Raw genomic sequence first — 14,381 nt, 5'->3', positions numbered from 1 at the left:
TTTTTATAAATTACTAGATTTTTTTTAGTTCTTCTATCTTATTTGCAACAATAGAATCTATCAATCTTTGTCTTGCTTTTATTTCTTTGTTGATGAGTGTTTCATCAGAAACAAGGTCTAAAGTAGTTGTTAATGATTTTTTGTACCAATCTTTCCAAGCATTTAAGATGGCTATTTGTATGGATAAAGAATCTCCTTTATGGATGGCAATTTTACTTTGTTTTAGTTCCTCATGAAAACGATTTAAAGCTGCTTTTTGTAGGTTGAGCTGTATTGTTTTTGCAGTTTTTTCATCACTATTTAGCAAGGTGTAGGCGGCAATTAAGGACGCTGTTCCAACATTTTTTAACGTTGTTTTAGAAACCTTGTCGATTCTGTCATTATCTGTATGATAAAACTGATCTGTAAAATGCCAAAATAAAACACTCGGTATATTTTCTCTTAAAAACGGAACGTGATCACTTCCTCCTTCAAACGGATTTGTGTTCACAACCCAATTGGCTCTTTTGCCTTGAGCTTTAAATATATCAATTAAAAAATCATTTAAATAATGAGGTTTCATTTCGTCTAAATTCATTTTAGAACCACCCCATTCTGTATGTTTGTCATTTCCTCGCGTCCAAATAGCACTCGGATCTGGCATTTTTTCAATTAAAAAAGTGCCACCAGTTTTCTCTGTATCTTCACCAACCATATCCAAAGAAATTCCCCATTTAATATCTTTGGCTCTTATAGTATCTTCTTGTACATATCTTCTGGTCGATATAATTTCATCGCCCCATAAAAAGGTTAATGTTCTTTTTGGTTGATATTGTTTTTGTTTGACGTATTTCGCTGTTAATGTAGCCATTTCAAGTGACACACCAACTCCGGTGGCATTATCATTCGCACCAGGTTCTTGCACGTGGGCACTAAAAACCAAACGTTCTTTAGGTTTTTCACTTCCTTTTATATCTGCAACAATGGTCAATTCTTCAGAGGGATAAATATGAGTTTCAATATTTACATGTAACATCGTTTTACCTTTTTCTAAAGATTTTTTTAAACGTTCTTTGGCAGCAAAAGACATTGCAATTGCCCAAGGTTTGTTTATGGTATCTAACGGAATGGAACGAAACTGAATAGAAGTTGTATTTTTTTGGGGTTGTAAATAATCAGGATTATTATAGGTCATAATTCCTGCTGCTTTTCCAGCAACAATTGCGGCTTTAAAAAGTTGATACGGACTCGTTTCTGCAAAAACTATTTTTCCTTTTACATCAATATTTGATAGTTTTTCAATATCTTTTACATATACAACTTCTGCGGAAATACCTTCTTTAGGTGTGCTATAAGCATTTAAAGCAATCATGTTTCTATTGGTTGCATGTTGCAGTAATGGTTCCTTTTCATTGTTGATAGTAACCAGAGCATCTACGGCTTCCCATGTGGGTTTTTTAAGGGGTCGCTTTTCTATTCGGTAGGTTAGTAAAGTAGATTCTGTTGCATTTTCTTCTAAAATATATCCTGCTTTTTCAAGTTCTTCCGCAATTTTATAAATACTTTTATTAAACCCTGTATTCCCAACCACTCTCCAATATTTTTCAATAAAAGAAGTCGTTTGAAAAGCTAAATCACCTGTAAATTCTTGATTGATGATGTCTGAATAATTGGTTGTATATAATATTTCTGGTTGCTCTTTTTTACAGTTGATAAAGAGTAATGTTGAAAGTAAAAAAGGAATGATATGTTTGCGCATCATATTTTTTTTAAGGAATAAAGATAGTTTTTATCTGAATAATATTTATAACGTTTTATTTTTTTGATGTTCCTACAGAAATCAGATATCTACAAAGGAATCATATTTAAACCATCGACTTTAAAATGAATATGTGTTTATTTTACCAAACAATAAACGCATTATTTTTTGTAATCTCTAAGCTTATAAGGAAATTCAGCTACTAACTTTTTCATGAAATTGGCATCTTTTGGGTTCGTAAAAAGTAAATAAAGTCTTTGTCCATTTTTATCTAAAGTAGATACGTTTTCGGGAATATAAGTGATTTTTTTGCCAATAAAATATTTATAAAAAGACAAACCTAAAAGATAAGTTCCGTTTTGCGATGGATGTTTATCATCATGAAACAATTCCAAATCTGGCCTATAGTGTAATGATGCCGCAAAAAGAGATCCGCATGGAACAAAATCTGTTTTTGTAAGTACACTTAATTTTTGATACATTTTTTCAATTTCTAACAACATCAAAGGATTTGATTTATATGCCCAAGTCATCATAAAAATAGGTTCAGCTCCTTTTTTTTTGATCAAATCAGCAAATTTTTTGCTATATTTTATAAAATATTTCGGTGTTTTGATGGCACTTAAACTATGGTTGTTAAAAACCACATAATCCCAGTGTTCATTTTCAATCATTTTACGAGTTTGCACGCCTCGTTTGCTTTTCCAATGGTCCTCTAAAGTAGCGCCTCCAATAGTTGAATGTCTTGTATTAATGGTATATCCTTGCGATTTTGCCATGGCAGAAACTACCTGCGGTAAATTATGATAATAGGTAAAACTATTTCCTACAAATAAAACTTTGATGGGTTTATTTTGAGCCGTAAAACTGTTATTAAAAAATAGAATTATAAGAAGTGAAAATTTATAAAAACCCGATGCGAACTTCATGAATTATTCTTTGATTATTAGCGTTGTATTATGAAAACCTGCAACCATAAAATTACAAATATTTTGATGAGAACCACCATTTTGGTCTTTTAAAACATCCTGACAATGCTGTCTAAAACAAAACAGCGTTTCTTTTTTGTTCGTTGTTTATCTAAAATAGCAGCGAACAATTTACAAGAATCCAAATTTTTAATGTCTTGTTTTTACTATTTCCATTTGTAAGATAGGCTGCTGTAAAACTACTTATTCTGTAGTTCTGCAGCTTTCTTTTCCAGCTCTGCCTGAAACTCCTCCATCACAGGTTTTACAGTACTTTCAGGGATGTCTGCTACTTTAATATACATCAAACCATCTACCGCATTATTAAATTTAGGATCTACATTAAACGCTACCAAGCGTGCATTTTGCTTCACATATTTTTTTAATAATACAGGAATTCTTAAAGGACCTGGTTCTAACTCATCAATAATTTTATCAAACTTTTGCATGTCTGCTTTTGTGGCATCAAACACAAAATCTTTGTCGGCATCCTTTAATTTTACTTTGTACTCCTTTTTTGCATTAATATATTGCGCAATATACGGATCGTAATAATGAGATTTCATAAACTCAATCATCAATGATTTAGAAAAGTCTGAAAACTGATTGCTAATAGAAACCCCACCCATTAAATATCTATATTCCGGATAGCGCAAGGTTACATGCACAATTCCTTTCCAAAGCAAAAATAAAGGCATTGGTTTTTGTTGATATTCTTTAATGATAAAAGCACGCCCCATTTCTATAGTATTTTCCATCATTTGATGCAATTCTGGCTCAATCCTAAATAAGGTTTGCACATAAAATCCGTTAATACCATATTTTTTATAAATTTCTTTGCCTAGGCCCATTCTATAAGATCCTACTAAACAATTTGCTACATTATCCCACAAAAATAAATGATGATAATATTTATCATAATTATCTAAATCAATCGCTTTGTTAGTGCCCTCGCCTACTTCTCTAAAAGTAATTTCGCGCAGTCTGCCTATCTCGTGCAATACATTAGGAATCTCTTTTGCGCTCGCAAAAAAGACTTCATAATTTTTACTTTCTAATAAATGACCATTATTTTTTCTTAAAGCATCTACTTCATTCTTAAATAAATAGGTGCTTCTTTGAGCAGTAATTTTTTTAGCAGGTCTTTTAATTTTTATTTTTTCAGTAGATAAAATTTTTAATTTTTTCTCAAAAGAATTCGCTAGCATGTATGTTTTCTTTCGAATAAAATTGCCGAAAGCAGGTATTTCTAGAAACTCATTTTGATCTTTAACGGTAATCGGTTTTCCTATTCTCACTCTAATTACCCGACCTTTTTGAGACATTACTTCTGAAGGTAATTTTGCGGTTCTTAAAGTGTCTGAAATTTTTGATAAAAAGTAAAAAAGACGTGTATTTTTGGCATGAAAGTAAATAGGAATTATCGGAACATTTGCTTTTTTAATAAAACGCACAGCACCATCTTCCCAAGGTTTGTCTACTTTTAATTTCCCGTCTTTGTATGTTGAAACTTCTCCTGCAGGAAAAACACCCAAAGGTTTTCCTTCTTTTAAATGCAATAAGGCACTTTTAATTCCGGCTACACTAGATTTTGCATCCTTTCTTTTTTCAAAAGGATTTACTGGCATTACATAGGGTTTTAAAGGTTCGATTCTATGCAATAAAAAATTAGCAATTATTTTGTAATCAGCTCTTTTTTCTATCAATAATTTAAGCAGTAAAACACCATCAATTCCGCCTAAAGGATGGTTAGAAATAGTAATAAAAGCACCGTCTTTTGGTATTCTTTTCAGGTCTTCTTCAGGAATTTCAAATTTAATTTTACAATCAGCTAAGACACCATTTAAAAAATGTATATCAGATTTATTTTTATTGTGGTTGTATATTTTATTGATGGTCGAGATGCGAAGTAGTCGTAACAAAACCCAACCTAAAAAAGTTCCCAAAAACCCAAGTTTCTGTAAACCAACTACTTGAGCAATTTCTTTTGATGTTACTAATGCCATTTACCTTAATTAGAACGGGGTACAAACATAGTGAAAAAAAAGAAATTGTTGTTTTTTTAATTCGGATTTACAACAATTTGTGATGTTTCTTTATTTATTTGGGTTAATAAAGAAGTTCCTTTCTCTTCAATAATTTTTATAGCCTCTTCATCAAAATGACGTACTGTATATAAATCTACTTTTTTCTGAACATCAATTTTAAACTGTTTTTTCAATTCGTTGTAAAAAGCATCAAACTTATAAAATTTATCGTCGATACAAACAGAAAAACTCAACGCAGAATTCTGAATTAAATTTACTTTTAATTGATAATCATGCAGTTTCTGAAAAATAAAACTAATATTATTTTCTACCATAAAAGAGAAATCTAATGCAGAAATAGAAACCAAAATTTGCTCTTTCTTTACAATAAAGCAAGGAATATAGGGCATTAATTTTGTTCCTTTGGTAACTTTTGTACCCGTTTCCTTTGGATTTATAAACGAACGCACTAACAACGGAATTTCTTTTCTTTCTAAAGGTTGTAATGTTTTTGGGTGAATTACAGAGGCGCCATAAAAAGCCATTTCTATGGCTTCTTCGTATGAGATTTGCTCCAACAAAGTAGTTGCGGTAAACACTCTAGGATCTGCATTTAAAACTCCCGGAACATCTTTCCAAATCGTAACACTCTCGGCATTTAAACAATATGCAAAAATACCGGCTGTATAATCTGAACCTTCTCTACCTAAAGTTGTGGTGTTTTCAGTATCATTGGCAGCAATAAAACCTTGCGTAATATTTATTTTATGAATATCTACTTTTTCTGTAATAATCTCTTCTGTTAATTGCCAATCTACTTTTGCATCTCTGTAATTACTATCCGTTTTTATAAAATTTCGAACATCGAACCAAACATTTTCTTGTCCTATTTTTTCTAAATACGCACTTACGATTCTAGTGGATAAAAGCTCGCCAAAACAAATAATTTGGTCATACACATAATTAAATCGTTGCGATGTGTTTCTTGCTAAAAACCAGCCTAACTCTCCGAAAAGAATCGTTACTTCTTTATATATAAAATCTTCTTTATCAAAAAGTGCATTCATAATTTTTTTATGATACGCTTCTATAAAGGTTAATTTATTGGGTAAATTTTCTTTTTTGTTATAATAGGCATCTACTACTTCTTCAAAAGCATTGGTCATTTTTCCCATAGCAGAAACAACCACTAAAGTGTCTTTTGCTCCCTCATTTTTTATAATGCTAGCAACCTTTTTTACTCCTTCCGCATCTTGTACAGAGGCGCCACCAAATTTAAAAATCTTCATTTTAAATTTTATTATTTTAAATTAAATATTGATGCTTCCCTAATTATTTCAAAAAGTTATTGATACAATTTTTAGAAACTCGAAATTAGTTAAAATGACATTTTTCTTAACTATTTTGAATGAATTTGGCTAAATTCTCTTTGTTCATCTGCACCACAGACCAATCATTTAAATACGTAGCTCCCGTACTTTTATAAAAATCTATTGCGTTGGTATTCCAATCGATTACCTCCCAAGCAACTCTGTTAAAATTGTTGTCAAAAGCATATTTTAAAACGGCGGTATACAAGGCTTTTCCTGCGCCTAGTTTTCGTTTGCTTTCTGTAACCATTAAATCTTCTAAATGAATCGTTTTACCTTTCCAAGTAGAATAGCGCTCATAGAATAGCGCAATTCCAATAATTGAGTTTTCTTCTTCAGCAACAAAAATATTGAACTTCGGGTTCTCTGAAAAACCATCTTTTATTAAGTCATCTACCGTAATTTCTACAGCATCTGGTTCCTTTTCAAAAACAGCTAATTCTGTAATTAAATCAAGTGCAGATTCCATGTCTTTTGCTGTTCCTTTTCTTATGATAAAACCCATTGTATTTAAATTTTGCGCAAAGATAGTTTATTTGATATCGCCCAAAAATATTTAAAGATTTTACACAGTTAATTGTAATTTGTTAAAAATTTATAATTTTCCTAAAAACACAGGGGTTCTTTTACAGAAAAAGCATCTTTACGAAAACGATTTAGTAAAAAAAATTTAGCATCTTTGTAAAATCAACTTAATCAAAATAAAAATGACTGGACAAAAACAAACTTTAGGTGAATTTATTATTGAAAATCAACATTCTTTTAAATACAGTTCTGGAGAATTATCGAGTTTATTAAACTCGATAAGATTGGCAGCAAAAGTGGTAAATCACGAAGTAAATAAAGCAGGTTTAGTTGATATTATTGGTGCTGCTGGTGACATGAATATACAAGGTGAAAATCAACAAAAATTAGATGTGTATGCCAATGACAAATTTATTCAAACATTAACCAGAAGAAATATTGTATGCGGTATTGCTAGTGAAGAAGAAGATAGTTTTATAAGCATTAATAGTAACGATGAAAATCATCAAAATAAATATATCGTTTTAATTGACCCTTTAGATGGCTCTTCTAATATTGATGTAAACGTTTCGGTAGGAACTATTTTTTCTATTTACAGAAGGGTAACTCCCCTTGGCAGCCCAGTTCAATTAAAAGATTTTTTACAAAAAGGAAGCGAACAAGTTGCAGCAGGTTATGTGGTTTATGGTACCTCTACAATGATTGTATATACGACCGGGGATGGCGTAAATGGGTTTACGTTAAACCCAGCAATTGGTACTTTTTATTTATCACATCCTAATATGGAATTTCCAGAAGACGGAACGATGTATTCTGTAAATGAAGGAAATTATATGGATTTTCCTTTAGGTGTTAAAAAATACATTAAATACTGTCAAGAAGAAGAAGGAGACAGACCTTATACAAGCAGATATATTGGCTCTTTAGTTTCAGATTTTCATAGAAATATGATTAAAGGTGGTATTTATATGTATCCAAAAGGCTCTAGAAATCCACAGGGAAAATTACGTTTGTTGTATGAGTGCAACCCAATGGCTTTTATAGCAGAACAAGCTAATGGTAAATCTTCTGATGGGTATACAAGAACCATGGATGTAGAGCCTACCGAATTACACCAAAGAGTGCCATTTATTTGTGGTAGTATTAACATGGTTGAAGAATTAGAAGAATTTATGCAAAAATACGGGGAATAAAGCCTCTTTATATCACTATCAATTATCAAAACGTAATCTGCTTGTTAAAACATTTTTAAATTGTTAATTTTGTAAGACAAGTTTAAATTTAATCAAAAAAAAATATACAATTATGGCTTTTGAATTACCAGAATTAGGATATGCATACGATGCATTAGAACCAAATATAGATGCTAGAACTATGGAAATACACCATACAAAACATCATAACGGATATACAACAAAGTTAAATGCTGCTATTGAAGGTACCGAATTAGAAGGAAAATCTATAGAAGATATCCTTGCTAATTTAGATATGAGTAATGGTGCTGTTAGAAATAATGGAGGAGGCTTTTACAACCACTCATTATTTTGGACAGTAATGAACCCTGAAGATAGAGGATATTTATCTGGTGAATTAAAAGATGCTATTGAAGCTGCTTTTGGTTCTAAGGATGCTTTTATTGAAGTTTTTTCTAAAGCTGCTGCAACACAATTTGGTTCTGGTTGGGCTTGGTTATGTGTGCTTCCAGGAGGAAAAGTTGAAGTTTGTTCTACGCCAAATCAAGACAATCCATTAATGCCAGGTGTAACTTGTGGAGGAACTCCTATTTTAGGATTGGATGTTTGGGAACATGCTTACTACTTAAACTACCAAAACAGAAGACCCGATTATATTGATGCTTTCTTTAAAGTAATTAACTGGAATGAAGTTGAAAGAAGATATGCAGACGCAAAATAAAGGCGCAGCCTTTTTTAGTATTTTACTCATACTTTAAAACATGAGTTGATAAAAAAAAGCATCCAAAAATTTGGATGCTTTTTTTTATTGCTAATTTTAAAAAACCGTTTGATAGTCATTTAGATTTTGGATGCCATGTATCTAATACCAATTCTAGTTTTTTATTAATATGCTCTTTTCATATTTCCTTCGAAGAAGTTTATAAAAGCCTGATTTACCACTCTATGACCTCCAGGAGTTGGATAATTTCCTGTAAAATACCAATCTCCTAAATTATCTGGGCACGCTTTGTGCAACCCTTCTATAGATTGATAAATAACTTCTACCTCCGCTTTTATATCTTCCGTTTTTAACATTGATGCAATTTTAGCAGAAATTTCTTCTGGTGTAAACGAACTATAAATTTCTTTTACATGATTTATAATTTCTGTATCGGGTTTTGTCTGTTGCTCAATACACTTTTTGTAAACATCTTCTACAATATGGTATTTGTTATGGTCTTTTAGCAACGCTAATGCTGCTTTAAATGCAATAAATGCATCAATTCTAGCCATATCAATTCCGTAACAATCCGGATACCTAATTTGTGGCGCAGAAGAAACCACTACAATTTTTTTAGGACTTAATCTGTCTAAAATTCTTATAATACTTTTTTTGAGTGTTGTTCCGCGTACAATACTATCGTCAATAATTACTAAATTATCAGTGGGCTTTACAACGCCGTACGTAATATCATAAACATGTTCTACCAAATCATCTCTAGAACTATCATCAGCAATAAAAGTTCTTAATTTGGCATCTTTTATGGCTATTTTTTCAAAACGTGGTCTTTCAGATAAAATTTCTGTTACTTTTTCTGACGATAATTTTTTTCCTCCCTCAAGAATTTTTTTAGTTTTTTGTTGATTTAACAAATCTTCCGCAGCCTCTGTCATTCCATAAAAAGAAGTTTCTGCTGTATTCGGAATATAAGAAAAAACCGTATTTGAAATATCAGAATCAATGGACTTTAAAATTTTTGGAAATACAAATTTTCCTAAATTTTTTCGCTCTTCATAAATACTTGCATCACTTCCTCTAGAAAAATAAATTCGTTCAAAAGAACAGGCTTTATTTTCTCTTGGCTCTATCACTTTTTTAATAGAGGTTTTCCCACTTCTTTTAATGATTAGTGCATGGCCTCTTTCTAATTCCTGCACATCTTCTATCTTTACATTAAAAACAGTTTGTATAACGGGTCTTTCGGAAGCTACCACAACAACTTCTTCATCTTCATAAAAAAACGTAGGTCTAATTCCGTTAGGATCTCTCAACACAAAAGCATCTCCATGGCCTACTAAGCCCGCCATTGCATAGCCACCATCCCAGTTTTTAGACGATCTTTTTAATACTTTTTTAAGACTTAAATTTTTTTCAATATATGGGGATGCATCTTTTTTATTAAAGCCTTTTTTCTTTGCTTGTTGATACAATTTAGATACTTCATCTTCTAAAAAATGACCAATTTTCTCCATAACCGTTACCGTATCGGTAGACTCTTTTGGGTGCTGACCTAACTCAACCAATTCTTCTAGCATTTGTTTAGAATTCGTCATATTAAAGTTACCCGCAACAATTAGGTTTTGATGTTTCCAATTACTTTGGCGTAAAAATGGATGCACACTTTCTATGGAGTTCTTACCAAAAGTTCCGTAACGCACATGCCCTAAAAACAGATTTCCTACATAAGGCATATTTTCTTCTTGCCATTGCACATCATCTTTTTTATCTGGATTTTGCTCAAGCACACCATTTAAGCGACCATTAATTTGTGCAAAAATATCTTGTATAGGCTGGGATTGATTAGAACGCACTCTACTAATGTATCTTGTACCTGGTGATACATTAAATTTTATACTTGCAAAACCAGCGCCATCTTGTCCACGATTGTGCTGCTTTTCCATTAATAGATACATTTTATTAATTCCGTAAAAAGCAGAACCATATTTCTCTTTATAAAACTGTAATGGTTTTTTTAACCTAACCAATGCAATTCCGCATTCGTGTTTTATTGAATCACTCATTTTAGATAGTTGTTTTTAATTTCATAAAATTATTTCTCACCACTTTTTATGATTGAAAATTTAGATTTCTTTTTCAAGAAATAATTTTCAAAATAATGATATGAAATTGATGATATTGCTATTGTAATTGATAGTATTAAAAAATAGATTATAATATTGTTGTTTATATTTAGATAAGAAACAAACACTAAAACAGGAATTAAAACAATAAAATGATACATGTAAATTCCGTAAGAAATTTTTCCTAAATAATTAAATACCTTACACTCCAAAACGTTTTTCAATTTTTTATTGGCAGCCAAATTGAGAATAACAATACCAAATAGCACAGAGTAGAATTGATAATGAAAATAGGGTATTCTTATAGCCAAAAGTAAAAGCAAAACCGTTAAAAGTACTGTAGCATAAAAGAATTTTGTATTTAAAATAAATTTCAAAATCTTATTTTTAGCTAGTAATACTATTGCAAAAATACTACCAATTGCAATAACATCAATATTAAAATGAAACCAAAACTTATGAATTATTTCTTTATAGGGAATTGGCAAATTCAACTTATTAGATAACAAAACTGTTACCAAAAAATGAAATATGATAATGCCAATCATTAAAAACATTCTGTTCGCTTTAAATTTTTTAAGTAAAAGTGGCCAAATTAAGTAAGATTGTTCTTCTGTGCCTATAGACCAAGCTTGTGCTATATAAGGTATAAATCCGTAAATAGCAGTTGCCATATTAGGAACTAAAAAAATATGTAAAAAAATTATGGGCACAAAATTAGTATCAATTGGGTCTTTTAAACCTGGAATATCCCAGAAAGAAAAATTCTGAATTACAAAAAAAACCAAAACTACCACAAAAAAATAGAGCGGTAATATTCTTAAAAACCTTCTAAAATAGAATTTTTTGGTATTTATAACTCCGGTTAATCGTTCTTCTGATAATAACAAATACGTAATTAAAAATCCGCTTAAAACAAAAAATAGCATTACACCCAATTTTCCAATATTTTTTGCAAAATCGCTAACAACTCCAGTACCTACTTTAAAGAAAACCTTTAATTGTTCTGTATGATTGATAATAACAAAAAATGCCGCAATAAACCGTAAACCATTTAGATTAGGAAAGTAAAGTTTACCATTTTGTATCATTATATATGCAATAAAAAATCCGCGAGTTTAAACGCGGATTTTTTTTTATGAGATTTCTATATCAAATTGTGTTAGTTCTTTAAAAGACTGCAAGCGTATTCTAACTTCATCTGCCGTTAATTCTTGCATGCGTTCTGTGCCAAATTTTTCTACACAAAACGAAGCCAAATTAGAACCGTAAATAATGGCATTTTTCATGTTTTCAAAAGAAACATTGTTAGTCATGGCTAAATAACCACAAAAACCACCTGCAAACGTATCTCCTGCTCCCGTTGGATCAAAAACCTCTGCCAAAGGCAATGCCGGTGCAAAAAACATATTACCCTCATTGAATAATAAAGCGCCGTGTTCCCCTTTTTTTATCACCACATATTTCGGACCCATTTCATGAATTTTCTTTGCTGCGTTTACCAAAGAATATTCTCCTGATAATTGGCGAGCTTCTTCGTCATTAATCGTAATAACATCCACTCTTTTTAAAATGGTGTGCAAATCAGCCAAAGCAATATCCATCCAGAAGTTCATCGTATCTAAAACAACTAACTTTGGTCTTTCTTTCATTTGGTCTAATACAGATGCCTGTACTAAAGGATGTAAATTACCTAACATTACGATACTAGCGTCTTTAAAATCTTCGGGAACTAAAGGTTTAAAATTCTCTAGTACATTTAACTCTGTAATTAAAGTATCTCGGGAATTCATATCATTATGATATTTACCACTCCAGAAAAATGTTTTTCCTTCTTTAATAATTTCAACACCATCTGTATTGATTCCTCTGGTATTCATCATATCCAAATACGATTGTGGAAAATCTCCACCAACCACAGAAACAACTCCAGTTTTTACACCAAACTGACTTGAAGCCAAACCTACAAAAGTTCCGGAACCTCCAAGAATTTTATCTGTTTTACCAAAAGGAGTTTCAATTGCGTCAAATGCTACAGTACCAACTGCTAATAATTTACTCATAAGCCCTTCTTAAACTTCCCATTTTAACCCTTTTTAAGAAAGGTTCGGAAAGGAATTTAATATGTTAATAACTATTTACTTTCTAATTAAAAAAGCACCGTTCATGCTTTTTTTCGTATTTTTGCACCTTTATAAAAAAGGTGTTTACAATACCGCAAAAATAAGTTTTAAAAATGACTATCAAAGAAATACAAGAAGAAATTATTGATGAGTTTTCTATGTTTGATGATTGGATGGATCGTTATGAATATATTATAGAACTTGGTAAATCTCTACCTATTATAGAAGATCAGTATAAATTAGATGAAAATTTAATTAAGGGTTGCCAATCGAAGGTTTGGCTATTCTCTGAATTAGAAAATGATGTCATTAAATATACAGCAGATAGTGATGCTATTTTAACAAAAGGAATTGCGGCATTATTATTGCGAGTATATTCTGGTCAGAAACCTAATGATATTTTAACCGCAGAAACTACTTTTATTGATGAAATAGGTCTAAAAGAACATTTATCTCCAACCAGAGCAAATGGTTTGGTTTCTATGGTAAAACAAATAAAAATGTATGCAATTGCACAACAAACTAAATTAGCAAATTAAAATGACAGATAAAGAATTAGATGAAATTGGTGATAAAATTATACGTGTTTTAAAAACTATTTATGATCCTGAAATCCCTGTAGATATTTACGAATTAGGATTAATTTACGATGTTTTTGTATCCGAAGAAAATAATGCAAAAATATTAATGACATTAACATCGCCTAACTGCCCTGTTGCAGAAAGTTTGCCAAGAGATGTAGAAGACAAAGTAAAGTCTTTAAAAGAAATTAAAGAGTGTGAAGTAGAAATTACCTTCGACCCCACTTGGACATCAGAAATGATGAGCGAGGAAGCGAAGTTAGAATTGGGAATGCTTTAGTATTAAAACTAGAAAATTAAGTAATATATATTCTTGTTTTTTGAAGTTTTGATAACAATAATTTACTGAATATTTTTCAGTTAGAACCTGTCGAAGATTTTTACCTATACTACTTCGACAAGTCTATTTATTTAATAAGATTATTTATAATGATACTTTTTAATTTTAATATTTTTTTTAATTTAATGCTATAAACTTTAAGACCTCAAAAAAATGCAAGAAGAAATTGTAAATAGAGTAAACAAAAGTCCGCTTAAAACTTTTGATTTAGAAGAAATTTATCCTGAAGGATCAAGAATTTTGTTTGATATTAAAGATTGGCTGTTTCATGAAATTATTCTGAAGGAAAAAGATTTTAGATTATCTGTTAAAAATCATGATTGGTCTCAATATAAAAATACATTTGTTGCCGTTACTTGCTCTGTAGATGCCATTATACCTTCTTGGGCATTTATGTTAATTACAGCAGAATTAATTCCTTTTGCCAAAAAAGTTGTTATTGGTAATTTAGAATTATTAGAAACTGTTATTTATCAAGAATTAATGGGGTTCATAGACTTTAGAGATTTTACAAACAAACCCGTAATCATTAAAGGTTGTGCAGAAAAACCAATACCCAATAGTGCCTATGCCTTTCTTATAGAAAAACTGCAACCTATTGCTAAATCTATTATGTTTGGTGAAGCTTGCTCTACAGTACCTTTATACAAAGCAAAAAAATAATTTTAATTT

The 14,381-nt window shown here is 30.8% G+C and carries 13 protein-coding genes and 1 pseudogene; 5 read left to right on the top strand and 9 right to left on the bottom strand.

The genetic code is table 11. From position 1 onward, the window contains the following. Window positions 1-13: 13 nt before the first annotated feature. The 6 genes and pseudogenes from K8354_RS18065 to K8354_RS18040 all read right to left on the bottom strand — a co-directional run bounded on the left by K8354_RS18065 (window position 14) and on the right by K8354_RS18040 (window position 6,608). Entirely contained in the window at window positions 14-1,738 is a 1,725-nt protein-coding gene (locus tag K8354_RS18065; RefSeq protein WP_223444121.1) for a M28 family peptidase, read from the bottom strand. Between the two features lie 161 nt (window positions 1,739-1,899). Further along, window positions 1,900-2,667, bottom strand: coding sequence for an SGNH/GDSL hydrolase family protein (locus K8354_RS18060; protein WP_223444119.1), 768 nt, complete (start codon window positions 2,665-2,667; stop codon window positions 1,900-1,902). A gap of 3 nt (window positions 2,668-2,670) precedes the next feature. Continuing rightward, window positions 2,671-2,796 (bottom strand): annotated as a pseudogene (locus K8354_RS18880) (HopJ type III effector protein); the annotation flags it as partial. Window positions 2,797-2,906: 110 nt separating this feature from the next. Next, complete coding sequence (locus tag K8354_RS18050) at window positions 2,907-4,712, bottom strand: GNAT family N-acyltransferase (RefSeq protein WP_223444117.1); 1,806 nt, start codon at window positions 4,710-4,712, stop codon at window positions 2,907-2,909. 56 nt (window positions 4,713-4,768) lie between these two features. Then, a complete protein-coding gene (locus K8354_RS18045; RefSeq protein WP_223444115.1) occupies window positions 4,769-6,022 on the bottom strand; it encodes an aspartate kinase in 1,254 nt (417 codons plus the stop codon). Between the two features lie 106 nt (window positions 6,023-6,128). Then, entirely contained in the window at window positions 6,129-6,608 is a 480-nt protein-coding gene (locus K8354_RS18040; protein ID WP_223444113.1) for a GNAT family N-acetyltransferase, read from the bottom strand. 202 nt (window positions 6,609-6,810) lie between these two features. Here K8354_RS18040 and fbp point away from each other — a divergent pair, with 202 nt between their 5' ends. Together fbp and K8354_RS18030 are read left to right on the top strand one after the other, a co-directional pair. Further along, window positions 6,811-7,821, top strand: coding sequence for a class 1 fructose-bisphosphatase (fbp, locus tag K8354_RS18035; RefSeq protein ID WP_223444111.1), 1,011 nt, complete (start codon window positions 6,811-6,813; stop codon window positions 7,819-7,821). 112 nt (window positions 7,822-7,933) lie between these two features. After that, complete coding sequence (locus K8354_RS18030; RefSeq protein WP_223444109.1) at window positions 7,934-8,542, top strand: superoxide dismutase; 609 nt, start codon at window positions 7,934-7,936, stop codon at window positions 8,540-8,542. A gap of 164 nt (window positions 8,543-8,706) precedes the next feature. On the opposite strand, the gene K8354_RS18025 is transcribed toward K8354_RS18030, so the two are convergent. The 3 genes from K8354_RS18025 to K8354_RS18015 are packed head-to-tail and all read right to left on the bottom strand — an operon-like array spanning window position 8,707 to window position 12,728. Continuing rightward, window positions 8,707-10,605, bottom strand: coding sequence for an amidophosphoribosyltransferase (locus K8354_RS18025; protein ID WP_223444107.1), 1,899 nt, complete (start codon window positions 10,603-10,605; stop codon window positions 8,707-8,709). Between the two features lie 29 nt (window positions 10,606-10,634). Next, window positions 10,635-11,756, bottom strand: coding sequence for an acyltransferase family protein (locus K8354_RS18020; RefSeq protein ID WP_223444105.1), 1,122 nt, complete (start codon window positions 11,754-11,756; stop codon window positions 10,635-10,637). Window positions 11,757-11,801: 45 nt separating this feature from the next. Beyond that, on the bottom strand, window positions 11,802-12,728 hold the full coding sequence (locus K8354_RS18015) for a PfkB family carbohydrate kinase (protein ID WP_223444103.1): 927 nt from the start codon (window positions 12,726-12,728) through the stop codon (window positions 11,802-11,804). A 173-nt stretch (window positions 12,729-12,901) separates the two neighbouring features. Here K8354_RS18015 and K8354_RS18010 point away from each other — a divergent pair, with 173 nt between their 5' ends. The 3 genes from K8354_RS18010 to K8354_RS18000 all read left to right on the top strand — a co-directional run bounded on the left by K8354_RS18010 (window position 12,902) and on the right by K8354_RS18000 (window position 14,372). Then, the gene (locus K8354_RS18010; protein WP_223444101.1) at window positions 12,902-13,327 is read left to right on the top strand and encodes a SufE family protein; all 426 of its coding nucleotides are present in this window, start codon (window positions 12,902-12,904) and stop codon (window positions 13,325-13,327) included. Between the two features lies 1 nt (window position 13,328). Continuing rightward, entirely contained in the window at window positions 13,329-13,649 is a 321-nt protein-coding gene (locus tag K8354_RS18005; protein WP_223444099.1) for a DUF59 domain-containing protein, read from the top strand. 213 nt (window positions 13,650-13,862) lie between these two features. Beyond that, window positions 13,863-14,372, top strand: coding sequence for a DUF2480 family protein (locus K8354_RS18000; protein ID WP_223444097.1), 510 nt, complete (start codon window positions 13,863-13,865; stop codon window positions 14,370-14,372). Window positions 14,373-14,381: the final 9 nt, after the last annotated feature.

The sequence above is a fragment of the Polaribacter litorisediminis genome, from assembly GCF_019968605.1.
Taxonomy (GTDB): Bacteria; Bacteroidota; Bacteroidia; order Flavobacteriales; family Flavobacteriaceae; genus Polaribacter; species Polaribacter litorisediminis.
Note: the sequence above shows the minus strand (reverse complement) of the source record. Positions and strands in the feature narration are given on the sequence as shown.

Excerpts from the sequence above, each read along its gene's own strand:
- K8354_RS18020 (WP_223444105.1), bottom strand. The coding sequence starts at position 11,756 with ATGATACAAAATGGTAAACTTTACTTTCCTAATCTAAATGGTTTACGG.
- K8354_RS18065 (WP_223444121.1), bottom strand. The coding sequence starts at position 1,738 with ATGCGCAAACATATCATTCCTTTTTTACTTTCAACATTACTCTTTATC.
- K8354_RS18050 (WP_223444117.1), bottom strand. The coding sequence starts at position 4,712 with ATGGCATTAGTAACATCAAAAGAAATTGCTCAAGTAGTTGGTTTACAG.
- K8354_RS18045 (WP_223444115.1), bottom strand. The coding sequence starts at position 6,022 with ATGAAGATTTTTAAATTTGGTGGCGCCTCTGTACAAGATGCGGAAGGA.
- K8354_RS18015 (WP_223444103.1), bottom strand. The coding sequence starts at position 12,728 with ATGAGTAAATTATTAGCAGTTGGTACTGTAGCATTTGACGCAATTGAA.
- K8354_RS18025 (WP_223444107.1), bottom strand. The coding sequence starts at position 10,605 with ATGAGTGATTCAATAAAACACGAATGCGGAATTGCATTGGTTAGGTTA.
- K8354_RS18040 (WP_223444113.1), bottom strand. The coding sequence starts at position 6,608 with ATGGGTTTTATCATAAGAAAAGGAACAGCAAAAGACATGGAATCTGCA.
- K8354_RS18005 (WP_223444099.1), top strand. The coding sequence starts at position 13,329 with ATGACAGATAAAGAATTAGATGAAATTGGTGATAAAATTATACGTGTT.
- K8354_RS18030 (WP_223444109.1), top strand. The coding sequence starts at position 7,934 with ATGGCTTTTGAATTACCAGAATTAGGATATGCATACGATGCATTAGAA.
- K8354_RS18010 (WP_223444101.1), top strand. The coding sequence starts at position 12,902 with ATGACTATCAAAGAAATACAAGAAGAAATTATTGATGAGTTTTCTATG.
- K8354_RS18000 (WP_223444097.1), top strand. The coding sequence starts at position 13,863 with ATGCAAGAAGAAATTGTAAATAGAGTAAACAAAAGTCCGCTTAAAACT.
- fbp (WP_223444111.1), top strand. The coding sequence starts at position 6,811 with ATGACTGGACAAAAACAAACTTTAGGTGAATTTATTATTGAAAATCAA.
- K8354_RS18060 (WP_223444119.1), bottom strand. The coding sequence starts at position 2,667 with ATGAAGTTCGCATCGGGTTTTTATAAATTTTCACTTCTTATAATTCTA.